At 46.4% G+C, this 24,412-nt stretch carries 14 protein-coding genes and 1 pseudogene; 8 read left to right on the top strand and 7 right to left on the bottom strand.

The genetic code is table 11. From position 1 onward, the window contains the following. The 3 genes from pfkB to AACT23_RS13255 all read left to right on the top strand — a co-directional run bounded on the left by pfkB (position 1) and on the right by AACT23_RS13255 (position 3,974). A complete protein-coding gene (gene pfkB, locus AACT23_RS13265) occupies positions 1-954 on the top strand; it encodes a 1-phosphofructokinase (protein ID WP_017046945.1) in 954 nt (317 codons plus the stop codon). Positions 955-972: 18 nt separating this feature from the next. Next, positions 973-2,715: a PTS fructose transporter subunit IIBC gene (gene fruA / locus AACT23_RS13260; RefSeq protein ID WP_094126812.1), complete on the top strand. Its 1,743-nt coding sequence runs from the start codon at positions 973-975 to the stop codon at positions 2,713-2,715. A 572-nt stretch (positions 2,716-3,287) separates the two neighbouring features. Further along, positions 3,288-3,974, top strand: coding sequence for a DedA family protein (locus AACT23_RS13255; protein WP_026027215.1), 687 nt, complete (start codon positions 3,288-3,290; stop codon positions 3,972-3,974). 327 nt (positions 3,975-4,301) lie between these two features. On the opposite strand, the gene AACT23_RS13250 is transcribed toward AACT23_RS13255, so the two are convergent. Both AACT23_RS13250 and AACT23_RS13245 read right to left on the bottom strand, forming a co-directional pair. Further along, entirely contained in the window at positions 4,302-5,015 is a 714-nt protein-coding gene (locus tag AACT23_RS13250) for a response regulator (protein WP_017046943.1), read from the bottom strand. Beyond that, positions 5,005-6,435 carry a sensor histidine kinase gene (locus AACT23_RS13245; protein WP_094126850.1) on the bottom strand — a complete coding sequence of 477 codons (1,431 nt, stop codon included), beginning with the start codon at positions 6,433-6,435 and terminating at the stop codon, positions 5,005-5,007. Before AACT23_RS13245 ends, AACT23_RS13250 begins: the two co-directional genes overlap by 11 nt. A gap of 115 nt (positions 6,436-6,550) precedes the next feature. Here AACT23_RS13245 and nifJ point away from each other — a divergent pair, with 115 nt between their 5' ends. Continuing rightward, positions 6,551-9,835, top strand: a complete 3,285-nt coding sequence (gene nifJ, locus AACT23_RS13240; RefSeq protein ID WP_094126808.1) for a pyruvate:ferredoxin (flavodoxin) oxidoreductase — start codon at positions 6,551-6,553, stop codon at positions 9,833-9,835. Positions 9,836-9,966: 131 nt separating this feature from the next. Here nifJ and AACT23_RS13235 read toward each other — a convergent pair whose 3' ends face one another. Further along, complete coding sequence (locus tag AACT23_RS13235) at positions 9,967-11,829, bottom strand: potassium transporter Kup (RefSeq protein WP_094126806.1); 1,863 nt, start codon at positions 11,827-11,829, stop codon at positions 9,967-9,969. A 328-nt stretch (positions 11,830-12,157) separates the two neighbouring features. Here AACT23_RS13235 and AACT23_RS13230 point away from each other — a divergent pair. Next, positions 12,158-14,695 (top strand): annotated as a pseudogene (locus AACT23_RS13230) (M16 family metallopeptidase); the annotation flags it as partial. Positions 14,696-14,770: 75 nt separating this feature from the next. On the opposite strand, the gene AACT23_RS13225 reads toward AACT23_RS13230, so the two are convergent. The 4 genes from AACT23_RS13225 to AACT23_RS13210 form a co-directional block, all read right to left on the bottom strand. Beyond that, complete coding sequence (locus AACT23_RS13225) at positions 14,771-15,868, bottom strand: S1 family peptidase (RefSeq protein ID WP_026028608.1); 1,098 nt, start codon at positions 15,866-15,868, stop codon at positions 14,771-14,773. 128 nt (positions 15,869-15,996) lie between these two features. After that, complete coding sequence (locus AACT23_RS13220) at positions 15,997-16,983, bottom strand: trypsin-like serine protease (RefSeq protein ID WP_094126800.1); 987 nt, start codon at positions 16,981-16,983, stop codon at positions 15,997-15,999. Between the two features lie 77 nt (positions 16,984-17,060). Next, positions 17,061-18,194 (bottom strand): glycine cleavage system aminomethyltransferase GcvT, encoded by a 1,134-nt coding sequence (gene gcvT / locus AACT23_RS13215; protein ID WP_026028941.1) that lies wholly within the window; start codon positions 18,192-18,194, stop codon positions 17,061-17,063. Between the two features lie 291 nt (positions 18,195-18,485). Beyond that, a complete protein-coding gene (locus tag AACT23_RS13210) occupies positions 18,486-19,109 on the bottom strand; it encodes a helix-turn-helix domain-containing protein (RefSeq protein WP_047688609.1) in 624 nt (207 codons plus the stop codon). 392 nt (positions 19,110-19,501) lie between these two features. Between AACT23_RS13210 and AACT23_RS13205 the strand changes: the two genes are divergently transcribed. The 3 genes from AACT23_RS13205 to gcvP all read left to right on the top strand — a co-directional run bounded on the left by AACT23_RS13205 (position 19,502) and on the right by gcvP (position 24,208). Beyond that, positions 19,502-20,809, top strand: coding sequence for a serine hydroxymethyltransferase (locus AACT23_RS13205; RefSeq protein WP_094126798.1), 1,308 nt, complete (start codon positions 19,502-19,504; stop codon positions 20,807-20,809). 57 nt (positions 20,810-20,866) lie between these two features. Next, entirely contained in the window at positions 20,867-21,247 is a 381-nt protein-coding gene (gene gcvH, locus AACT23_RS13200; RefSeq protein WP_013868476.1) for a glycine cleavage system protein GcvH, read from the top strand. Between the two features lie 81 nt (positions 21,248-21,328). Continuing rightward, a complete protein-coding gene (gcvP, locus tag AACT23_RS13195) occupies positions 21,329-24,208 on the top strand; it encodes an aminomethyl-transferring glycine dehydrogenase (protein ID WP_094126796.1) in 2,880 nt (959 codons plus the stop codon). Positions 24,209-24,412: the final 204 nt, after the last annotated feature.

The raw sequence follows: 24,412 nt of genomic DNA, 5'->3' as shown, positions 1-24,412 counted from the left end.
ATGACAAATAAAGTCGTCACTATCACGCTAAACCCAGCGCTTGATTTAACAGGTAGCTTGGATGTGCTGAATGTTGGCTCAGTGAGCCTAGTCAAACAAGGTTCACTTCACGCCGCAGGTAAAGGGGTTAATGTTGCGAAAGTACTGAGCGATCTCGGTGCAAAGGTGACTGTGACCGGATTTCTTGGCCGTGATAACCAAGAGTTGTTCTGTCAGCTATTTGATCAAATGGCCGCAATTGATGAGTTTGTTCGTGTTGATGGTGCAACCCGTATTAACGTGAAATTGGTGGAAAAATCGGGCGAAGTGAGCGACATCAATTTCCCCGGAGTTGAAGTGACACCGCTTGCCATTGAGCAGTTCGAACGCACTCTCGAGAGATTAGCCGTTGATCACGACTATTTTGTGCTCGCTGGTAGCTTGCCACAGGGCATCTCCCCAGCATTATGTGCTTCGTGGATCGAAAAACTGCACTCCATGGGTAAAAAAGTGCTGTTTGATAGCAGTCGTGATGCCCTCAAAGCGGGTCTTGACGCAAAGCCTTGGTTGATTAAACCAAACGATGAAGAGCTTTCTCAATTTGTGGGGCGTGAACTACACACTCCTGAGCAATGCCAAGCTGCCGCCGCGCAACTGGCCGAAAAAGGCATTGAAAATATCGTGGTGTCGATGGGAGCAAATGGCGTGATGTGGTTGAACCAACATCAATGGCTGCATGCAAAACCACCACGTATGCAGGTCGTTAGCACTGTTGGCGCAGGCGATACTTTAGTCGCGGGCCTTTGCTGGGGACACATGCAGCAGATGGAAAAAACAGAACTGCTTACTTTTGCCACCGCCCTCTCTGCGTTAGCTGTTACGCAAGTCGGCGTGGGTATGTCAAACCGAAAACAACTCGAAACCCTACAACAACAAATCCAATTACAACCCGTTAGCTTAAGCGCTAACTCATAAGGACAGAAGGTCGTAACTATGAAGATTGCTATTATTACCGCATGCCCCAGTGGCGTTGCAAACAGCATCATTGCTGCCGGGCTGCTTGAACAAGCGGCAAAATCGCTCAATTGGACCGCTGTGGTTGAATGCCATTCCAGCATCATTCAAGGCCATACGCTCTCTAGCAGTGAAATCGACAACGCAGATGTGGTGGTTATTGCTCGTAATACACCAATAGATACCACCCGTTTTATCGGCAAAAAAGTGTACCAAAGTGACATTTCAGCCTGCACGTCTGATCCCGTTGCTTTTTTAAACAGCGCGATAAATGCAGCGACTATCCTAACTGAGCAAGAGGCAAAAACGGTGTCTGCGCCAGTCGTAACGCAAGCTGCTAAAAAAATCGTGGCTATCACCGCTTGTCCAACGGGTGTTGCACACACCTTTATGGCGGCAGAAGCGCTAGAAAACCATGCAAAACGCCTTGGCCACCAGATCAAAGTAGAAACACGTGGTTCTGTGGGTGCGAAAAACCAACTCACGGCGCAAGAGATTGCTGATGCGGATTTAGTGATCATTGCGGCCGATATCGAAGTGCCACTCGATCGTTTCAACGGCAAAAAACTGTACAAAACCAGTACTGGCCTTGCACTGAAAAAAACCGAGCAAGAGATCACCAACGCGTTTAACCAAGCGTCTATTTATACGCAATCGTCAGCGTCTAATAACAATCAAACCGAAGAGAAAAAAGGGGTGTACAAGCACCTGATGACTGGGGTATCTCACATGCTTCCTGTCGTAGTCGCGGGTGGTTTGATCATCGCACTCTCTTTTGTGTTTGGTATTGAAGCGTTTAAAGAGCAAGGCACATTGGCAGCGGCGCTGATGACCATTGGTGGCGGTTCAGCCTTTGCATTAATGATCCCTGTCATGGCGGGTTTTATTGCGTTCTCGATTGCTGACCGTCCGGGGCTTGCTCCTGGTTTGATTGGCGGGATGTTGGCAAGCTCTACCGGAGCCGGTTTTCTTGGTGGTATTGTGGCCGGTTTCATTGCAGGTTACGCCGCTAAATTCATTGCAGATAAAGTCTCCTTACCTCAATCGATGGAAGCGCTAAAACCGATCCTCATCATTCCATTTGTGGCGAGTCTCTTTACTGGCTTGGTGATGATTTACATCGTCGGTGGCCCTGTATCGAGCATCATGGCTGCAATGACTGAGTTCTTAAACAACATGGGCTCAGCCAACGCCGTACTTCTGGGTGTAGTCCTAGGCGCGATGATGTGCTTTGACTTAGGCGGGCCGATTAATAAAGCAGCGTATACCTTTGGTGTTGGTCTACTTGCTTCGCAAACTTACGCACCAATGGCCGCTATTATGGCTGCGGGTATGGTGCCAGCGTTAGGTATGGGCCTTGCGACTTTCCTTGCCAGAGACAAATTTGAAGCCGGTGAACGTGAAGCGGGTAAAGCCTCATTTGTACTAGGTTTATGCTTTATCTCTGAAGGGGCAATTCCATTTGCAGCGAAAGATCCAATGCGCGTTATCCCAGCTTGTATGGCAGGCGGCGCGTTAACGGGTGCACTGTCTATGCTGTTTGGCGCGAAATTAATGGCTCCGCACGGCGGCTTATTTGTCCTACTGATCCCAAATGCGATTACACCTGTACTGATGTACCTAATCGCGATTGCGGCCGGTACGGCGGTGACTGGCTTTGGTTACGCCTTCCTTAAAAACCGCGCAAAAGCAAGCGAGAGCTCAACCGCGGCAGCAATATAATTTGCATCATTAATATCTAACCATCATGAGTGAGCAGCAGTGCTGCTCACTTTTTCACGCTTTTCCAGGGCTAAAATTCCTTTACACGCACCGCTGACACGCCGCATACTCACCCTCAGTTTAAGTAGCCTCGCGATAGTTATGATCCAGTCATTGATGTTTGCCTTCTTGTTTAGCTTATTGAGCCTGTTCTCCTCGCTCAACCTCAATGCTACACAAAGCTTTTCGGCGAGTGAGTCTACGACAATCCAGCATGTTCATTTTTCCAGTCATCCATTTTTTGTTGATCGTGATGCAGCGATATTAACCACAAGGCATGAAACGCCACGAGTCAGTGGGCTTCGGTTAATCTCAGATGACGACGAAAAGACGAGCGCAGAAACTACCCTACTTTCTTACACTCTCAGTACCACTGCGTTTGTCGTCATTTGTTCTCTGTATATAGGTCAATCAACTCACGTTTTTGTGCGTAAAGCACTGCAATTTTCCAACCTGTATTCACGCTTCGCCCACGCTTAACACCTTTTTCAATCGGACCAATTATTACTATTTACTGATTGAGGAAGCTTGTTATGAATACTTTTTTGTCTATTTTTTCTGCCTTATGGCATCAAGATCTGTTTGCGCTACAACAGGTCGATCTGTCGTTACTTTACCTCTGCATTGGATTACTTATCTTCGTTGAAAGTGCATTTATTCCAGCAGCGCCGCTGCCTTGCGATAGTGTGATTGTACTGTGCGGTAGCCTTGCGGCCGTTGGGGTACTCAACCTTTATGCCATTATTGGCGTGCTGGTTTTTGCTGGTTGGCTGGGCAGTGCGATCGCCTTTTATCAAGGCCACCAGCTTAAAGAGTGGCGATTAGTCTCAACTTGGCTCAACAAAGTCTCAGAAAAACAGTGGCGCACTACCGATAACTTGATCCAAAGGTATGGGCTACTGGCCATGTTCATGGGGCGCTTTCTGCCGGTAGTTCGTTCTTTGCTGCCTATGGTAATGGGGCTGCGTAATGCAGTAACACCAACACGCTTCCTGCTCGTCTCACCACTGAGCGCGCTGGCGTGGATTCTGTTTTTGGTCGGCTCAGGCTTAGGTATTTCTCTTTTGCCCGACAAGCTTGCCAAAATAGCCAATCATGCGTTGATATTAGCACCACTGATGACACTGTTGATCGCTATCTCAACGGTACTAGTGGGTTGGTTAATGCGTAAACGTTCACTGCAAAAAGCCCCTCGTATCAGTGAAGAAAGCCAATTATAGCGGCCTTACGCCACGGTTCAAATGGCCGTGGCGTTCGTAATCGAATGAGCATAGCAGCGAGCCACGCTGACAATAGATAAAAAAAGGGCTCAAAAGAGCCCTAAAACAGAATAATTAATTATAAATGTAAAAAGCTTGCGCTCCTTACAAAACGGCTAAAGATGTGTGTATTTGTTACGTGCTCACTAATCCAATATCTCGCAAAACATCCCACTAACATTTCACGCTGGCTCTGCCTGAGTACTTAACCGATATTGAGTCTAACAAGCGCTTCGTATAGATGCTGTATGGATAGCAAGGCTCGATATAAAGATTTTATAAAGTAGCCTAAACCGCAAACTGGTCTGATTCGCCTTCTACCAACCGATATCCTACCCCTGTTTCTGTAATAATATGTTTAGGTTGGGCTGGATTTTCTTCCACTTTATGACGCAACTGGGCAACATGAATACGAACATAATGATGATGTTCAATGTAGTTACTGCCCCACACTTCTTTTAAAATTTGCTTATGAGTCAAAACCTTGCCCATATTTCTCACCAAAAGTTTTAAAATATTGTACTCGGTTTTGGTCAGTTTTAACGGTTCACCACTTTTAGTCACTTGCTTAAATGCCAAGTCGACAACGATCTGGCCGAATTGGTAGCAAACCGACTCTTGAGGCTGAGGTTGGCTCAGTTGGCGTAACGCGACACGTATTCGCGCTAGCAGTTCTTCACTACCAAATGGTTTAATCAAGTAATCGTTGGCTCCCGCATCAAGTGCTTGAACCTTATCTGATTCCTTATCACGGGCCGAGATGACAATGATTGGCGTCTGCGTCCAACCCCGAAGCTCTTTGGTGAGTGCAATACCTTCCATATCTGGTAAGCCTAAATCCAATAAAATCAGATGCGGATTCCAGTTTGCGACTAAGGCTATCCCTTGCTCTGCTGTTCCAGCCGTTTTGACTTGATACTGATAACCGCTGATCAACACGTTGAGAAAACGTTGAATCGGTGCTTCATCTTCAATGATCAAGATTTTAATTTCACTGTTCATACAGTCCCTTTAAATCGTAAAGTCGGCATGGTATCGCCACGGTAAAACTAACACCTTGGCTTTCACGGTTGCGAGCAACTATCGTACCGTGATGTGCGGTGACGATCACTTGGCATATCGCTAAGCCAAGCCCTGTGCCATCGACTTGGGTATGGTTGAGGCGATAAAAGCGCTCAAAAATTCGGGTTAATTCTTGCTCAGGAATACCAGGGCCATTGTCCGCTACTGTTAAAATAAACGCCTCATCGCGGTATTCTATCTGGATCTCTATCTCACTTCCTTTAGGTGTATATTTGGCTGAATTTTCAATCAGGTTAGAGATAACCTGTTCAATCAATAAACTATCGAGTTCAACCAACATTGGTTCACTTTTTAAATTCACATGATGGTGACGCAATCGTCGAGATAAACGGCTCAGTGCACTGCCAAGCACTTCTTCAGGTTCGACCCAATCCAACTTAGGTACAAGGGCCGCGCTAGTGTAACGCGTGATATCAAGCAGTTTTGTTAAACTACGATTGAGCCGCTCACCTTGCTCAGCGATCGATTTCAATAGCTCATCTTGCACCTCTTGATCCAGCGTCAACCCCGCATCGGTCAACGTCGTTGCCACGCCAATGATCGTCCCTAATGGTGTTTTCAAATCATGAGATACTGATGCTAATAACGTGCTACGCATGGTTTCTAATTGATTAGCCGTTTCCACTTCCGCAAGCGCTTGGTTAGCTTGCGAACGTGCCAGTGACAAACTGAGTAATGAAATGACCCACGGGGTAACTTTGGCCTGTTGATCTTTTTCAACCGCTAATACGCCCAATACTGTCTCTCGATCTTTAAGCCAGTGGATGGTGGTGGTCGCAGGTACATGACGGCCATCAAATTCTTCTAGCTGGGCATACGGAAACGAATCGTTTTTTGCAAGCAGATGCCAGTGAGGGTGAGCAGATAAAATCGCGCTCGGCAAGCTCAGCTCTTTATTAAGAAATTGCACGGTCGCCTGCGCAATTTGCTCACTGGTTCGCAGTGCCGACAAGTGGCAAGCAAGCTGATAATAGGTCTTATGGCGCATCTGGAGGTGCTTATTTTTCTGTATTTGCTTTCTCTGTGACTGTGTTATATTGATCGCGAACATCCCACTGAACACCATCACCGAAAAAGTAATCACATGCTGTGCATTCTTAAAACGGAACGAACTGTAATCCGGCAATAAGAAGTAGTAATACACTATGACGCCCATAATGGTCATGAGGTATGCATTGCGTGGACGAAGTAGTGAAGCACTAACAATGTTGAGCAATAAAAACAGCATTGCCATGTCTGTTTCTAAGATATTTTTTCGGTAAATCACGCCCACCGTAGTAACCAACACATACAGGCATATCAATAAGATGACCCGTTGTGTCTCGTTTACTCGCGCCATGTTTAGCGTCTTAACCATCTTTGTTTCTCGTGATTTTGTCACCTTAGTGACGGAATCATACATCTTCAGACGTAAGTCGCAACGATTGCGATAAACACAAGAGGTTTCCAGAGTAATGAATTGGATTACTGATGCTAATACTGCGGTAGCAAATATAGCCTATCAATTAAGTGAAGTGATTGCCGTATACCCGATAACGCCAAGTACCACCATGGCCGAGTGCTGTGAAGCATGGTCGGCAAAACATCAGCTCAATATCTTAGGGGAGACACCCGAGGTAATTGAGATGCAATCTGAAGCGGGAACCATTGCGGTTGTGCATGGCAGCGCCATGAGCGGTGCATTAGCTACGACGTTTACTTCTTCGCAAGGATTATTATTGATGATCCCCACTTTATATAAATTGGTGGGAGAGCTGACTCCGTGCGTGATCCATGTCGCCGCACGCAGTGTCGCAACCCATGCCCTATCGATTTTTTGCGATCACTCAGATGTGATGTCGATTCGGCAAACGGGCGTTGCCATGTTATGCGCAAGCAACGGTCAGCAAGCACAAGACATGGCGTTGATATCGACCATGGCTTCACTGCGCAGTCGGTTACCGTTTGTCCATTTTTTTGATGGATTTATCACCTCTCATACCTTAACTAATATAGACATGCTCACCACCGAGCAGGTAGCGCAACTTTTTCCCCATCGCGCATTACTTGAATTTCGTCAGCGCGCCTTAACGCCCGATCGCCCAACCTTACGCGGAGCAACGGCAGGTCCAGATACTTATTTTCAATGCCGCGAAGCGCAAAACCGCTATCAACAGCATGCACCCGATGTTGTCCAAACCTGTATGGATGAGTTTGCGCAGCTCACTGGACGTGCCTATCACTTAGTAGAGTACTGTGGCCATCCACAAGCTACACGACTAATCATCGCTCTTGGCTCGGTCAGTGAAACACTCAACCAATACGTTCAAAGCAAGCCAGATGAGAGCGTCGGTGTTGTCACCGTTCATCTCTATCGCCCTTTTCCTACTCAAGCATTACTCAACGCCTTGCCTGAATCGGTACAGCAGATCAGTGTGTTGGACCGCACTAAAGAACCCGGAAGTAGCGGTGAACCGCTGTATCTGGATGTGCTTGATGCCATTTACCAAAGTGGTCGACCCATTGAGTTATTCCGAGGCCGTTATGGTTTATCGGGAAAAGCTTTCTTTCCAGAAGATGCGCAGCACATTTTCGCTATGATGCGAAATGAGCACGGCCGGAAAAGAGAATTCGTGGTAGGAATCGATGATGACGTCACTCATCTTAGCCTACCCGTTACCTCACAGCCTGAACGAGAAGAAGCGCTGCAAACGGTGTTGATGTACGGCTACGGTGGTGATGGTAGCATCTCGGCAGGAAAAAACGTGCTCAAAGCTCTTGGCAAGCAAAACCACTGGTATGTGAATGCTCAGTTCGAGTACGACTCGAAAAAATCACGCAATCTTACGACGACGCACTTGCGACTCTCCGAACAACCGATCCAAACTCCGTACCCGATTCGGCAAGCCAGATTAATTTCGCTCAGTCAATTAGGCCTACTGAAAGACATCGATATCACGCAGCGATTTTGTCAGCGCGCGCTACTATTGATCAACACATCGCTTACAGGGCAAGCACTGTGGGATTCCCTGCCATTTGCATTGCAATCGACGATTCAAGCTAAACAGATCAAAGTGGTGACAATCGATGCCGATAAGTTAAGCGCTCAGCATCAACTCAAAAACAAAGCCAGCGTCGCTATGCAAGTAGCGGCGACTTTACTGCTCAGCCCAAGCCAAGAACCTTCTCAACAGCGTGCAACTTTGCTGGTTCTGCAAGCAATGTGCAAAACGCAATTACAAGGAAAACCTGACGCACTTATCGAGCGTAACCTCGCGTGCATTGAGGCAGCAGCGCACGAGATAAACGACTCACCTTTCACCATCACCGCACAAACCTCGCAAACATCATTTGCGATCAAAGAGCGCAGCCAACCCGCTTCTTTGGTGGAACGGTTACTCGCTGGGAAAGGAGGATATTTACCTGTCTCTGCCTACCCTGCTGACGGGATTTGGCCAACCAATACTTCTTCTTTAGAGAAACGAGATATCTCCGAACAATTACCAGTTTGGGATCCGGCTCTCTGCACTCAGTGCGGTTACTGTGTCTCGATATGTCCGCACTCAGCAATTCGTGCTCGGGTGTTCGAACCCAACGAAGCACATCAAACATCGACCGCGCTTAAAACCATGCCTTATCGCTCTCGTCATCAACAAGATGCGCAATACGCATTGCAAGTATCGCCCGATGACTGCACTGGCTGCCAACTCTGCGCGCAAGTTTGCCCAGCCAAAGATAAGCACGACCCTGAGCAGAAAGCGTTGACTATGGTCAGTAAGCCGCTTTGTTATGAACAAGAACAGCAGCAGTTTGCCCAGTTTAATGCGCTGCCAATGCAAAACATCCACCAACAGAGTCGTATTGATGTCAAAACCATCCAGCATGTTGAGCCTTATTTCGAATACCCTAATGCTTGCGCGGGGTGTGGTGAAACACCTTATATTCGGATTTTGACCCAATTATTTGGTGACCGACTTTATATTGCCAATGCAACTGGATGCTCTTCCATTTTTGGTGGCAATTTGCCCACAACACCCTACAGCCAAGATGCCCAAGGAAGAGGACCTGCATGGGCTAATAGCCTATTTGAAGATAACGCGGAATTTGGGCTGGGAATGCGATTAGCCGTCAAAGCCTTAGGGGCGCGAGCACAAACGGCCTTTGCTCAACACTCCCTTCACGGCAGCAATGAGTTACTCACTGACGTTGATGAGCGTCGACAACAACTGAGCAAGATAAAATCAAGCTTAACGTCAGACACTCCGCATGCCGAATTAAAGCTATTACTTGATTATTTGATTGAAAAGCAGGTATGGCTGATAGGTGGCGATGGCTGGGCTTATGACATCGGTTTTGGCGGCCTTGACCATGTGTTACGCAGCGGTGAAAACATCAATATCTTAGTACTCGATACTCAATGCTATGCCAACACTGGTGGGCAAAAATCCAAATCAACCCCACAAGGAAAAACAGCCAAACTGTGTAGTTTACCCAACCCAAATCCCGCCAAAGATTTGGTTGCTCTTTACCAAAACCTGCCCAGTATCTATGTGGCAAGAATCGCTTTAGCGGCCAATATGAACCACACGATCAAAACGCTACAAGCGGCTGGGGAACATAAGGGGCCATCATTGGTTGTCGCTTATTCTCCATGCATTGAGCACCATTATGATCTTGCGCAGAGCGCCGAATACACCAAGGCACTGGTTAAGCAAGGTGACTGGCCACTGTATGCAGCGCTTGGCAAAAACGTTGAATAACACACCTTAACCCTGCTAAGAAACAAGCCGTTCCTTGATAAAGAAACGGCTTATTTCTACGTGAGTTGATGGTTCTTACTTTAAGCTCAATGAGTCGATGCGCTGAACCGCAACAGAATACAATCAAGACATTAAATTTCTCGATAGACGCCCATCTCAATCAAACGATCAGAAGGAATGTTAAGCCGCTCTGCCGTACGCAGCGCATGTTTGCTCATTAAGATAAATAACCGCGCTTTGAAATCATGCCATAGGCCCACTTTCTGCGCCTGAATACGCTCAGCAGAGAGCAAGAAAATAGTCTCATTGGGATGTAGATGCAGCCCTTTAAGCGAACAGGAGTGCATCACTTGTTCAATATCTGGTACTTCCTGATAGCCCGTATGGATGATCACTTGCCAAAACGTTTCTGACAACTGCTCGATCTCTGCTCGGCGACAAGGATGCACTTTAGGCTGTGATTCATACTGAAACGTCATCAATATATTACGCTCATGAAGCGTTTTATTGTATTTCAAATTATGCACCAAAGAGCGAGGGACATGATGGCTGACACGCGAAAGGTAGACGGCATTACCTTGGGTACGACGAAATGTTTCCCCTTCAAGAGAAGCAATCATGGCAGAAAGCGACAAATCACTGCCCGACACGTCAAGTAAACGCTGCTTCTGCTGCTGCCAAATAGACATCACAGCAAAGATAAGACCACCTAGCGAAATCGGCAACCAACCACCATCACTCAATTTGGTCGAAGTTGCAGTAAAGAGAAAGGCATCTAGGCTAACAAAAACCGTCCCCAGCAACCAAACATGTGCTCGCGGCCATTGCCAGTAATAACGTGCCACAATCACTATCAGTAACGACGAAATTGCCATGATCGCCGTTACGGCGATGCCATAAGCGGCGGCTAAGTTAGCCGATGATTGGAAACGCATCATCACAAACAGCACAGCGACAAACAGCAACACATTGGCTGCTGGAACATAGATTTGCCCTTGAGAGTGCTCTGACGTATGGGTAATTTTCAGTGGTGGAAGATAACCATAATTCATTGCTTGACGAGTTAATGAAAAGATCCCTGAAATCACCGCTTGTGAAGCAATCACGGCCGCTAAGGTAGCCAAAATAATCACAGGCCATAGCCACAGATTAGGCACTAAACCAAAAAAGGTTTGACCTGTAACCCCTTGAGAAACCAATAGATAAGCCCCTTGCCCAAAATAGTTAAGCAATAAACTGGGTAACACAATCATAAACCAAGCAAGACGGATTGGCTTAATACCAATGTGTCCCATATCGGCATATAAGGCTTCAACGCCAGTCACTGACAGCACTACGACGCCAAGAATGATCAACGTATTTACCCCCTGTTCGGCGATAAAATGAAACGCGTAATAAGGATTGATTGCGACTAATACCTGTGGTTGCTCAATGATAGCGTTAAACCCTAAAACGCCCAGCGAGAGAAACCATATAACCATTACCGGCGCAAAAAATCGCCCAATACGTTCGGTGCCTAATGCTTGAATTGCAAACAGAATCACGATAATTCCTACTGAAATCGGTAGAACGAATGGTGCGAAATCTTGCTCCACCACCGCGATACCTTCCACAGCAGACAGTACTGACATAGCCGGCGTTATTACCGCTTCACCAAAAAAGAACCCGGTGGCTAATAACCCAAGTAATAACACCAAAGGCTTTAGTGAATCTGGGCAATGCTCTCTAGCAATTGCTGATAAAGTTAAAATACCACCTTCACCATGTTTATGCGCACGAGTGATGAGCATTAAATATTTCACCGAGACGATCAACACAAATGCCCAAAACACCAAAGAGAGGATGCCAAGTACATTCAATGAATTGATCGGTAATGGGTGGTGACTAAAAAACACCTCTTTTAGTGCATATAACGGGCTAGTGCCAATATCGCCATAAACGATACCTACGGCTAATAGTGCAAGCGAAGCGGTACTTTTTTGTGGTTGTTTCATTTCAATATTACCCTAAATGGGCATCCTATCTAACTATGCTCACCTCATAGTAATCAGATAGATTTAAAGAAAATGTATAAAACCAAGGATAGGCATATAAAAAGTATAAAGATTCAATCCCAGATTGAGCAAAATGTAGTAATAGTGGTCAAACTCGTTTCAATCCACATCACTCTGTTAACACTTAAATTACACAATGTAATTAATAACATTCATTGTTACGAAAAAATTGAAACTTCTTTCTCAAAACCTGAGTTGACAGTCACATTCCCCAAAATAATTCAAACCTCATGACGTATATTGCCACCAAATACATGTCGAGGTTGTTATGAAAATATATCGTCTACTATTCGTTAGTTGCTTATTTCTGTTGGGATGTGCTTCAAATCAAGCATTCACTCCGATCAAAGAAGATCCCTATTGGGCGAGCGCCGAGCTGGCCAATGGCATGAAATACCACATTTATCCCAATCAAAAAGAACCCGTTTCCATCCGCTTGATTGTTCACGCAGCGGCATTTCAAGAAAACAATCAGCAACAGGGCTACGCTCATTTTCTTGAGCATATGGCTTTTAATGGCAGCGCTCATTATGCCGGAAATGATGCGATCAAAACCTTTGAGCAATCGGGGGTCAGTTTTGGCCCTGACATCAATGCTTATACTGCTTATCAAGAAACGGTTTACAAACTGGATTTACCCGATAACCAAGCGGTAGAGCCAGCTCTGGTCTGGTTTAGAGATATTGCCGATGGTATAGAGCTTACTCCTACATCGGTTGAAAATGAAAAACGCGTGATCATGGGCGAGTTTCGTTTTTCACGTAAAGAGGAGAAGAGCTACGCTCAAAACGTTTATGAGCACATGATTGCTAATACTTTATATGCACAACATGATCCCTTGGGCACCAAAGAGAGCGTAAACCAAGCGACACCCGAAGGGATTGCCGATTTTTACCGCACTTGGTATCAGCCACAGCTTACCGAAATCGTTATCGCCGGCAATATCACATTAGAGCAAGCCACGGCATTGATAGAAAAACACTTCGCGAGCTGGGAAAAAGGCAGCACGCCAATGCCGACTAGAAATCACAGCATTACGGCCAATAATACAGATTTTGTGGGTTACATTGGTGCCAATGACTCACCGAACATTAGCCTATTCATCGACCGTGGCGAGCAAAAAATAGCCAGCCGTGAACAACAAGCCCAGTGGTGGCTCGATGATATCGCCCAGCAACTGATACAACAGCGGTTATCCAGCAATTTCAGTGACGCCAACCTTCCAGCACTTTGGATTTATTCCCAAACTATCCCGTTTGAAACCCAGCGCTATTCGTTTGCAGAGGTCGGGTTTCCAGTGGACTCAAGAGAAGCATCGCAAAATCTCTTCTTCTCCACACTTGCTGCACTGCGTGATCATGGTGTGAGTGAGCAAGAGTTTCAGGCGATTTTCCGTCAGTATCAAGAGATGCTAGCGAACTTCGATAACAATTGGCAAAAAGCCACCGCGATAGATTTAGTCGAAGAAAAAACGCTGGCGCGCACATTGGATCAACCGATCCAGTCGCATTTAGACCGACGTTCGACGTTAACCGAATTTATCTCGACCACCAACAGTGCCATACTCGATGAACACCTTCGCAAATTATTGTCTAGCGACTACCAGATCAATATTGGGCTGGATAAAAGTGAAGACAAAGAATCCGTCGTCGCGACACTGCCAACACTCAAAACCCTGTTTGCCCAAAAAGGGCAGCCACCGCTATTGCAAGAGGTCAATCAAGCTTTTGTAACACCTACGCAGATAGGTGCTATTTTGTCGGAATCTCAACCTCAAGAGCCGATGGATATCACCACTTGGATGCTAAGTAACGGTGTTGAAGTGTGGTATCGCAGAGACATTAACGCAGGGGAAAAAGTGTATGCCTCTTTGGCAAGCCTTGGTGGTAGAGCAAGCTTAGAGCCTGATTTGCGTAAAGCTTCTGAAGTGCTTATTCCGAGTGCCATACGCGGTGGAATTGGTAACTTTAGCGGCTCTCAGTTGGATAATCACCTGAGAAGACACGGCATCATATTGAATCCCTACATCGACTTTACGTCGCATGGTATCAGCCTTGAATCATCTAAAGATGAGTTAGCCGAAGCGTTTGCGGCTCTTTATACGGCGATGACAGCCATCAACATCGACGACAACCATCTGCAGTTAACAAAACAAGAGTTTAAGCAAAATCGAGATACTTTTCTTCGCTCACCCATTGGCCAGATGGCGCTCGCCATTAATCGCAATAGCTATCTGCCGGACACCACTCATTGGTTATACGAAGGATCGGACATCAATACGGTGAGTGTTGAACAACTGATGCAAACCCATGATGATCTCTTTAAGAAAAATAGAGGCTTTAAACTCTTTATTACCGCAGACATTAAACCTGCCGAACTGAAACCGCTATTGCGTACCTATGTAGCGTCATTAACCTTCAGCTCTGCACCTGAGGTCGATTATCGCATTGATTATCGCGCAGACTTTCAGCCTCGAATCGACATGGCGATCAACGATGAAAAAAGCAGTGCCTATCTTGCCAGAGTGATCAGTAACAACCCGGAACACAAATCGGCTACTACTATCTTTATGGATGATATGTTGTGGCGTGTGGCAAACCGCCGCATGGTGAGTCAGGTGCGTGAACAGCTAGGGTTGGATTACGCTCCCAATGCTTTTTCGGTTTCAGCCGATAGTGAACCACACAACGATTGGCTATTTAGCGTGGACATTTCATCCAATGATGTCGATACCGCAGAGCAAGCCATTGATAAGCTGATTGACGGTTTGTCCGTCGAAATAACGGAAGAGGAAACGCTCACCGCAGCAAAACAATTGATTGCCGATCTCAAACCACTCAAAGACGACCCCAAGCAGATGAATTGGTTTATTCAACGTTATTCACTGCACGGGTACGGCATCGATGCGTTGTTTAACATAGAGAAAATGGCAAACCGAATCACCGCACAAGAGATGACGTTGAGAGCCAAGCAAATTTTTAATCACCACAACAGACGAACCAAAATTATTATGCGCCCGAAAGCGAAATAACAGCAGTAGAGTCAACCCTAGGATACTCAAACTGCCACCGCTCTCCTCCTGAGGGGCGGCAACAGTTTGAGTATCAATCAGAACACGTACCCCATTTTGAGTGGCAACATAATATTTAGGCACCTCTGCCCCTGTAAGAACGCGCTGAATCCAGCTCTGATAATCATAAAGCTCCGTAAATACCGAGGTGATCGGTTGGTTAGTATCGCCACATAGTGAAGGCCCAAAGCTGGTTAAACCAATTTGAATGTATTGCGAGCCATTAAACCAATAGACAGGCCCACCGGAATCGCCAGAACAGGTGGAGTTTTTATAAGCACCGCTTACCGCACCATCAAAACAGATCTGCTTTGAGGTCAATGTCGGGCCATAGAAAGCGCTACAGACGGCATTACTAACAAAAGTGAGGGTCGTTTCTTGCAACTGCTTATTAGCATTCGGGACATTACCCGCCACGTAGCCATGCCCAATCGCTTTGTAATTATTGCCAGCAGGGTAATCATTATTTAACTGAGTATTGAGTAGCGCAGAATAGTCCGCCACATTGAGCGGTGTTTCGAGCTTGATAATCGCAATGTCATCACGCCAGAGTGCGCTGGACGAATTGATGTAAGTACTGGGGTAATAAAAAGCCGCCGCGCGCGATATCTGGATATTCCCGTAGGGGAAATCGGCCACATTATCCAACTGAGGCACTACCACTGTGTAAAGCATGGTATCTTTTTTACCGTAGATACAATGAGCTGCCGTCAAAATAAACTGTGAATTGATGATACTCGCCCCACAAAAACTGTTGGTACTATACTGAGCGCTGCTTTGATATAAAAGGCTAGCAAAAGAAGGGTAAGTGGCACTGCTGGTATCCGAACCATTCACAATGTAAGGCTGGAAATCAACCGCATAAGCATTTGCTGATAGCATCGCACTGAACAGTATCCATTTGTACATCCATCACCTCGTCACTCATCTAGAAAGATACGCGTGTATCACTTTCAAGTTTAGCGCCCTAAGTGGAACCTGCTCAAAAAAGGCAATAAAAAAGCGACCTAAACAGGTCGCTCGAGATCAATAAGGGTTCAACGTCTACGAATGAAGGGGATAAACATCAGCAGTAAAGACCACCAGCCGAATGATCCACCACTGTCAGAAGGTGGGTTTAAATAAGCTTGGCGTTTCGCTTCTGTTGCGACAAATTTTGGTGGTTCAGAGCCAAGCAGAACACTCTCTATCCAAGTAGAATAGTCAAGGATTTCTGTAAATACAGACGTTGAACCAATTAGCGGATTAGGGTCTCCACACTTGGTAGTTGGCCCGAAGCTGGTTATACCAACTTGGATATAGTTACCGCCAATATGCCAAAATAACGGCCCCCCAGAATCGCCCTGACAGGTTGCATTTTCAAGCCCCGTAGAACCTATCACTCCTTCCATACATAAATTAGTGTCCGTGGTGGAAGTGTAATTGCAATATACATTAGGCACATAGGTTAAATTAGTTTTCTGTAGATACGTTTTAGTATCAATATTAGAAGAGGTATTACCATGCCCAACGGCAATAAAGGTTTCACTTGATGAACGATAAGTACTATCAGAATTTGCGGTAGGCCGCGTTAAGTAGTCAGCAGACGACACCATTGTCAAAGGTGTTTCAAGCTTGAGGATCGCAATATCATCCAATAAAGTGGTGTTGTTATAAGTTGATGGGTAATAGATCTCCGCCACTCGCGCTTTTTCTAATATGTTGTATGGAAAGTTTGTTTCAATTTGCAGCTTAGGTACAACAGAGGTGAAAAGCTGATTTGCACTATTACCATAAACACAGTGCGCAGCCGTCAATACGTATTGGTTATTGAGCAACGAAGCACCGCAATAGCTTCCTCTTCCATACGAACCGTTATAATCAATTTGATCAAAAAACAAGCTCGCTATAGAAGGAAACTCCGTCACGCTTGCATCCGTACCGTTTACTATGTAGGGCTGAGCATCAACGGCGAACACATTGCCAGAGACGGCGAGCGAAGATAAAAGTACTACCCATTTGTTCATCATGTCATTCCTTATCACTTTGAACCCAGATAGTACTTAATCCGTTATCGATATGAAACATCTTTAAATGCGCTTTTATTACATTTTATGATGCTTTAGCCGCGATAATAACGCTGAGCCACAAACGGCATTTTCTCAACCACCATAGGCAGCATTTTTCCGCGCACATCAGCAAAAATTTCTGTGCCTATCGCTGATAAATCAGCTCGGATATAGGCCATAGACACGGGCTTGCCAGCCGTCGGTCCCGCTGTACCACTGGTCACTACGCCTATATGCTGGCCATCGGCATCAAATAGCTCAGTGCCTTCACGTACTGGCGCTTTAGTTAAACCCACTAAACCTACACGTTTACGTGCAACATCTTTGCTTTCGATCTGCCCAAGAATAATGTCTGCACCCGGAAAACCACCCGCACGCTCACCTTCAGCACGACGCACTTTGCTTATCGCCCATAACAAGCTCGCTTCAACTGGCGTTGTGGTGGTATCAAGATCATGCCCGTAAAGACATAAACCACACTCTAAACGCAGTGAATCGCGCGCGCCCAGACCAATCCATTCCACTTCTTCATAAGAGGTCAGTTTACGCGCCAATGCTTCGGCCTGCTCTGCTGGTACAGAAATTTCATAACCATCTTCACCGGTATAACCACTTCTGCTGACAATGCATTGAGCACCGTCGATGTCCATTAGCTGAATATCCATAAAGTGCATCGTCATCACTTGCGGTTGCAGGCGAGCTAGCACTTCAGCGGCTTTTGGCCCTTGCAGCGCTAACAGCGCGCGATCGTCAATGACTTCGAGCTCAACACCTTGTGGCAAATGTGCTTGTAGATGAGCAATATCTTGTGCTTTACAAGCCGCATTAACCACAACAAACAGATGATCATCAAGGTTAGCAACCATCAAGTCATCCATGATGCCACCTTGTGCATTGGTGAAAAAGGCGTAACGCTGCTTGCCTGCTGGTAAGTCAATAATATCGACCGGAACCAATGACTCCAATGCTTGCGCAGCATTGGCTCCATGCAAACGAAGTTGGCCCATATGCGAAACATCAAACAAACCAGCCGCCTCGCGAGTATGCAAATGCTCTTTCTTTACCCCTAATGGGTACTGAACGGGCATGTCATAGCCAGCAAATGGCACCATTTTCGCTCCAACTTCGATGTGCAGCGCATGTAAAGGAGTAGTGAGTAATGTTTGATTTGCATGTTCTTGAGTCATTTTTATCTCCATTTCAGCCGACCCAGCAGGGAATTCACCACCAAATTTTGGCTATTATGTCCAAAGAAGAGGAAACCATGTTTCCAATAGTGAACAAGAATGCGCCCGTTCGGACGGATTAACAAGTTCAAAACAAGATGAATTGTCAAAATCAACAACCCAATCACAATTAAAAGTCGCGAGATGCTTAGCATCGCCTGAGCTAAAAGTGATTAAAAGCACACTACAGAGGGCAAAGCCAACAAATAGCAAACGATTGCTGTCACTATAAGAAACTTCGCGTTTTCACACTCATTTTGCCGTAACCCACAAAATCAATGCATCCTCTTCGCTGGCAGAGACCAGCATGTGCCCCATGTTAGCGTCGTAATAAACGCTATCACCTTCCGCCAATCGAACCGGTTCATAAAATTCGCTATAGAACAAAACTTCACCCGTGAGGATCAACAAAAACTCCTCACCATCGTGACGAACCCAGTCACTGTACTCTTCAAATGCACGAGCTCGCACTCGGCTTTTAAACGGCATCATTTTCTTATTAGAGAGCTGCGTGGCGAGCAATTCATGCTCGTAAGTTGGGGTGGGATGCGGCTTTCCCTGACCAATACGAGAAATATCCCTACGACCTGTTGCCACGATTTTCTTTGGTGGCTCAAATAGTTGAGGCATATCTATCTGCAATCCATGAGCGAGTTTTTGCATCGCTTGGTAGGTTGGAGAAATCTGTTCGTTTTCGATTTTACTCAATGTAGATCGAGCTAATCCTGTCCGCTGGCTCGCCTCTTCTAGCGTAATCCCAAGCTTAGAGCGGATCTCTTTAATACGTTGCCCAAGCTTAAGCGGTTCGATCGTTTGTTCACCAGTTTCCTTGGCCAAGGTCAACGATGGGTACTCATCATAAATGTCTTCAGACATGCTTTCCCTCGATTGTTATCTTCCTGATTTCGGCCATCATTGTGGCATAAAGCCAACGCAAGGTTAAAGAGGCTGCACGTAAATAAAGCGTGCTCTTGCTTACAAAAAAAGAAACCATGTTTCCTATAGGAAATTTTTGATTGATTGTTTATAAGTCAAAGAGTATGTTACTGACTTGTTAGATAAAGAGATGCAGTTTACCACTTATTGCGGTTAGGGATTTAACAAGGTTTAAGTGGCTTTTCACCCCGTATTGTTGGGGTTGCAATCCAGTTTAAGGATAACTGACACTCTGCTTTGTTGTCGCCTAACGGCTTAACGATAAGGCAGCCACTAAAAAGGAATGACGGAATGTTTAGCCAATCCGTCGGATTATTGGAAGGTCATCTACCATGAATGCCAACGTGAACAAAAGTTACCCCAACCACTGCCTTGAGAGCTTTTTCTCAACCAACCTTGCTGCCACTGATGATGCTGTCTTTGCGGGTATTCAAGCCGAATACGTGCGCCAAAATGAACAAATTGAGCTGATCGCCTCAGAAAACATCGTTTCAAAAGCCGTTATGCAAGCGCAAGGTACTTGTCTCACCAATAAATATGCAGAAGGCTACCCCGGCCGTCGCTATTACGGTGGTTGCGAACACGTTGATACCGTCGAAACCATTGCGATTGAACGTGCAAAATCCCTATTCCATTGTCAATACGCCAACGTGCAGCCGCATTCAGGCGCACAAGCTAATGGCGCGGTGATGCTGGCTTTACTGCAACCGGGTGACACGATTTTAGGTATGTCTCTGGATGCCGGAGGCCACCTCACTCATGGCGCTCGGCCTGCCCTCTCTGGTAAGTGGTTTAATGCTATCCAATATGGTGTCGATAGCACGACCTTAGAAATCAATTATGATGATGTACGCAGCCTCGCGTTAGAGCATCAACCAAAAATGATCATTGCGGGCGGCTCTGCCATTCCTCGCGTGATTGATTTTGCCAAATTCCGAGCCATTGCTGATGAAGTGGGCGCGCTCTTAATGGTCGATATGGCGCATATTGCCGGATTAGTCGCCACTGGTGCTCACCCAAGCCCATTGCCGCATGCCCACGTTGTCACGACCACCACACATAAAACCTTGCGCGGCCCACGGGGCGGTATGGTTTTGACCAACAGCGAAGAGATCAGCAAAAAAATTAACTCGGCGGTTTTCCCCGGCCTGCAAGGTGGCCCGTTAATGCACGTAATTGCGGCCAAAGCGGTAGCACTAGGCGAAGCGTTAGGCCCTGAGTTTCATCGTTATATTGATTCGGTGATCGATAACGCAAAAGTTCTCGCCGAAGTATTGCAAACTCGCGGTTGTGACATTGTGACTGGCGGGACTGACACTCATCTCATGCTCGTTGATCTTCGCCCTAAAGGGCTGAAGGGGAATATCGCCGAACAAGCATTAGAGCGTGCAGGAATCACATGTAACAAAAATGGCATCCCATTTGATACCGAGAAGCCTATGATTACTTCGGGTATTCGTTTAGGTACGCCAGCTGGAACCAGCCGTGGTTTTGGTCGTGAAGAATTCAAACTCATCGGTGAGTGGATTGGCGATGTTCTCGATGGCCTTGTTGTGAGCCCAGAAGGAAACCGTGATGTTGAGCAACGTGTGCGCAAACAAGTTAAAGCGCTGTGCCAACGCTTCCCACTCTATCAATAGCTTTTTTAAATTAAACACAAGTTCAAATCAATACGATACTTTTTTGGAGATAAAGCAATGGACAATACACTGAAGTTTGCAGATAGCCACGAGTGGGTGCGCGACAACGGTGACGGCACAGTGACCATCGGTATTTCTGAGCATGCGCAAGAGATGCTTGGTGACGTCGTGTTTGTTGACCTACCTGAAGTAGATACAGAAATTGATGCTGGAGACAGTTTTTCTCTGGTTGAATCTGTCAAAGCCGCTTCAGATATTTACGCACCGATTACAGGTGTCATCGTTGAAATCAACGAAGAGTTAGAAGATAGCCCAGAACTCATCAACGAAGAACCGTATGAAGGTGGCTGGATTGTGAAAGTGAAGATGTCTGATGCTTCTGAACTCGACAATCTAAAAAATGCAGAAGAGTACCAAAACTCTATCGAAGAAGATTAATTAGCCCATCACGGATCAAAGCTGCCCAGCATGGGCGGCTTTTTTTTAAGGTCGCACACGATCTTTGAAAAGGTAAAGGAAATGACTGAATTACTTCACAGCCCACTGCTTAGCCAGTTAAGTACCGAAAATGAGTTTGTTGCACGCCACAACGGACCCAACCCAGCCGATCAACAAAAAATGCTCAACGCGATTAACGCCGAAAGCTTAGCTGCGTTAATCGAACAAACCGTTCCTGCGCAAATTCGTTTAGAAAGCCCAATGTCCCTTGCTGCGCCTAAAAGCGAAGCCGATATGCTCAGCGCGATGAAAGTATTTGCCAATCAAAACCAGATTAAACGCACGTTCATTGGTCAAGGTTACTACAACACCTTCACGCCGAACGTCATTTTGCGTAACGTACTGGAAAATCCGGGCTGGTATACGGCTTACACACCCTACCAGCCAGAAATCTCTCAAGGTCGTTTGGAGTCGCTGCTTAACTACCAACAAATGGTGATGGATTTAACAGCAATGGATATTGCCAACGCGTCGCTGCTCGATGAAGCAACGGCCGCTGGCGAAGCAATGACACTGTGTAAACGCGCAGGAAAAAGCAAAAGTAACGTCTTTTTTGTGGCGGACGATGTTCATCCACAAACCATTGAAGTGGTAAAAACTCGCGCTGAATTTATCGGTTTTGAGGTACAAATCGGCGCACTCGACTCATTGCCTGAACAAGATGTGTTTGGCGCGCTGCTGCAATACCCAAGCACCACAGGTGAAGTGCGTGATTTAAGCGACCTGATTGCTAAAGCGCAAGCCAATAAAATCTTGGTTACTGTTGCCACGGATTTACTGGCCAGCACCTTGCTGAAACCAGCAGGTGAAATGGGCGCGGATGTCGTGATTGGCTCAGCTCAACGTTTCGGTGTCCCTATGGGTTACGGCGGCCCACACGCCGCCTTTATGGCCACGCGTGAAGCGCACAAACGCACTATGCCCGGCCGCGTGATCGGCGTGTCGATTGACGCCAAAGGTAACCCAGCACTGCGCATGGCAATGCAAACTCGCGAGCAGCACATTCGCCGCGAAAAAGCGACCTCGAACATCTGTACCGCGCAAGCTCTGCTGGCTAATATGGCCTCGTTTTATGCGGTCTATCATGGCGCAGAAGGGTTGCGCACCATTGCACGCCGTACTCATCATATGACAGCAATTCTAGCGGCAGGCTTAACTCAAGCGGGCTACGAATTGGTGCATAACAGCTTCTTTGACACGATTACCTTAAAGAGTGCCGCTCAAACTCAAGCGCTCTACGCAAAAGCGCAGCAAGCCGACATCAACTTACGCCGATTTGATGACCAATTGGGCATCAGTTTAGATGAAACCACCACCACAGCTGATCTTGAAACCCTGTTTGCGGTTTTCGATATTAAGCAATCGGTAAGCGCGCTGTCGGCAGAAATTGCCGCCAACGAATTTGCAGCGATTCCAGAACACTGCCGTCGTCAATCTCGCTTCCTAACGCATCCTGTGTTCAACACCTATCACAGCGAAACGCAAATGATGCGTTATTTGAAAAAACTTGAGAATAAAGACTTTTCATTAACTCACGGCATGATCCCGCTTGGCAGTTGCACCATGAAACTGAACGCCGCAGCCGAGATGATCCCTGTCACTTGGCCTGAATTTGGTTCAATCCACCCATTTGCACCGAAAGAGCAAGCCGCAGGTTACGCCGCTCTCGCTAAGGATTTAAAAGAAAAGCTCTGTGAAATCACAGGCTATGATGCCTTCTCGCTACAACCAAATTCCGGTGCTTCTGGCGAATATGCAGGACTTGTAGCGATTCAGCGCTACCACAAAAGCCGTGGTGAAGGACACCGTAACGTCTGCTTAATTCCGAGCTCAGCACACGGTACCAACCCTGCAACCGCTTCAATGGTTTCGATGAAAGTAGTGGTCGTGAAATGTGATAATAACGGCAACGTTGATATCGCAGACCTCGCAGACAAAATTGAGAAGCATAAAGAGAACCTCTCTAGCATCATGATCACTTATCCTTCAACGCACGGCGTTTACGAAGAACAAGTTAAAGAAGTGTGTAACATGGTTCACGCCGCGGGCGGCCAAGTTTACCTTGATGGTGCCAACATGAACGCGCAAGTTGGTTTAACCAATCCGGGCTTTATTGGCTCTGATGTTTCTCACCTCAACCTACACAAAACATTCTGTATTCCTCATGGCGGTGGCGGCCCAGGTATGGGACCGATTGGTGTAAAATCTCACCTAGCGCCTTTCCTACCGGGACATATTGAAGGGGGAGTTGAAGGCAGCGATCACGCAGTATCTGCGGCCGATTTAGGCAGCGCTTCTATTTTACCTATCTCATGGGCTTATATTGCCATGATGGGTGCAGAAGGCTTAACCACGGCTACTCAAGTCGCTATTTTAAATGCTAACTATGTGATGGAAAGACTGCGCCCACACTACCCTATTCTTTACCGTGGTAGTAACGGCCGTGTAGCGCACGAATGCATTATTGACATTCGTCCGCTTAAAGAAGCGACAGGTATCAGCGAAGAAGACATTGCTAAACGTTTGATGGATTATGGCTTCCACGCACCGACGATGTCATTCCCTGTTGCTGGCACCTTGATGATTGAACCAACCGAATCGGAAGACTTAGCCGAATTGGATCGCTTCTGCGAGGCGATGATTGCGATTCGCGCCGAAATGGAGAAAGTTCAATCAGGCGAATGGCCATTAGCCGACAACCCGTTAGTGAATGCGCCGCATACACAATCGGATCTCGCAAGTGAAGCATGGGCTCATCCATATTCTCGTGAAACGGCTTGCTTCCCATCCACTCATACTAAGGCATCAAAATACTGGCCAACCGTGAGCCGCGTCGATAATGTATACGGTGACCGTAACCTTGTCTGCTCATGCCCAAGTATCGATAACTACCAAGAGTAGGTGCTAACGTTGATAGCTCGTCGTCACAGTTTATGATCATCTTTTAGGTTGTGACTGACTTTGTTATCAATATTCAATAATAAAGGCGAACTGAGAAGTTCGCCTTTTTGTTATGCTGTAAAACGATTTTTGGACAAAGGTGAGTTACGAAGTGCCCACAGTGAAGGTTCTGGACAAAACTGTTTTAGCAAACTTCATCCATTA

The organism is Vibrio sp. V09_P4A23P171 (genome assembly GCF_963875615.1).
Lineage (GTDB): Bacteria > Pseudomonadota > Gammaproteobacteria > Enterobacterales > Vibrionaceae > Vibrio > Vibrio anguillarum.
Note: the sequence above shows the minus strand (reverse complement) of the source record. Positions and strands in the feature narration are given on the sequence as shown.

Excerpts from the sequence above, each read along its gene's own strand:
- AACT23_RS13235 (WP_094126806.1), bottom strand. The coding sequence starts at position 11,829 with ATGAAACAACCACAAAAAAGTACCGCTTCGCTTGCACTATTAGCCGTA.
- gcvH (WP_013868476.1), top strand. The coding sequence starts at position 20,867 with ATGGACAATACACTGAAGTTTGCAGATAGCCACGAGTGGGTGCGCGAC.
- AACT23_RS13205 (WP_094126798.1), top strand. The coding sequence starts at position 19,502 with ATGAATGCCAACGTGAACAAAAGTTACCCCAACCACTGCCTTGAGAGC.
- AACT23_RS13250 (WP_017046943.1), bottom strand. The coding sequence starts at position 5,015 with ATGAACAGTGAAATTAAAATCTTGATCATTGAAGATGAAGCACCGATT.
- nifJ (WP_094126808.1), top strand. The coding sequence starts at position 6,551 with ATGAATTGGATTACTGATGCTAATACTGCGGTAGCAAATATAGCCTAT.
- AACT23_RS13225 (WP_026028608.1), bottom strand. The coding sequence starts at position 15,868 with ATGTACAAATGGATACTGTTCAGTGCGATGCTATCAGCAAATGCTTAT.
- gcvT (WP_026028941.1), bottom strand. The coding sequence starts at position 18,194 with ATGACTCAAGAACATGCAAATCAAACATTACTCACTACTCCTTTACAT.
- pfkB (WP_017046945.1), top strand. The coding sequence starts at position 1 with ATGACAAATAAAGTCGTCACTATCACGCTAAACCCAGCGCTTGATTTA.
- gcvP (WP_094126796.1), top strand. The coding sequence starts at position 21,329 with ATGACTGAATTACTTCACAGCCCACTGCTTAGCCAGTTAAGTACCGAA.
- AACT23_RS13255 (WP_026027215.1), top strand. The coding sequence starts at position 3,288 with ATGAATACTTTTTTGTCTATTTTTTCTGCCTTATGGCATCAAGATCTG.
- fruA (WP_094126812.1), top strand. The coding sequence starts at position 973 with ATGAAGATTGCTATTATTACCGCATGCCCCAGTGGCGTTGCAAACAGC.
- AACT23_RS13245 (WP_094126850.1), bottom strand. The coding sequence starts at position 6,435 with ATGGCGCGAGTAAACGAGACACAACGGGTCATCTTATTGATATGCCTG.
- AACT23_RS13210 (WP_047688609.1), bottom strand. The coding sequence starts at position 19,109 with ATGTCTGAAGACATTTATGATGAGTACCCATCGTTGACCTTGGCCAAG.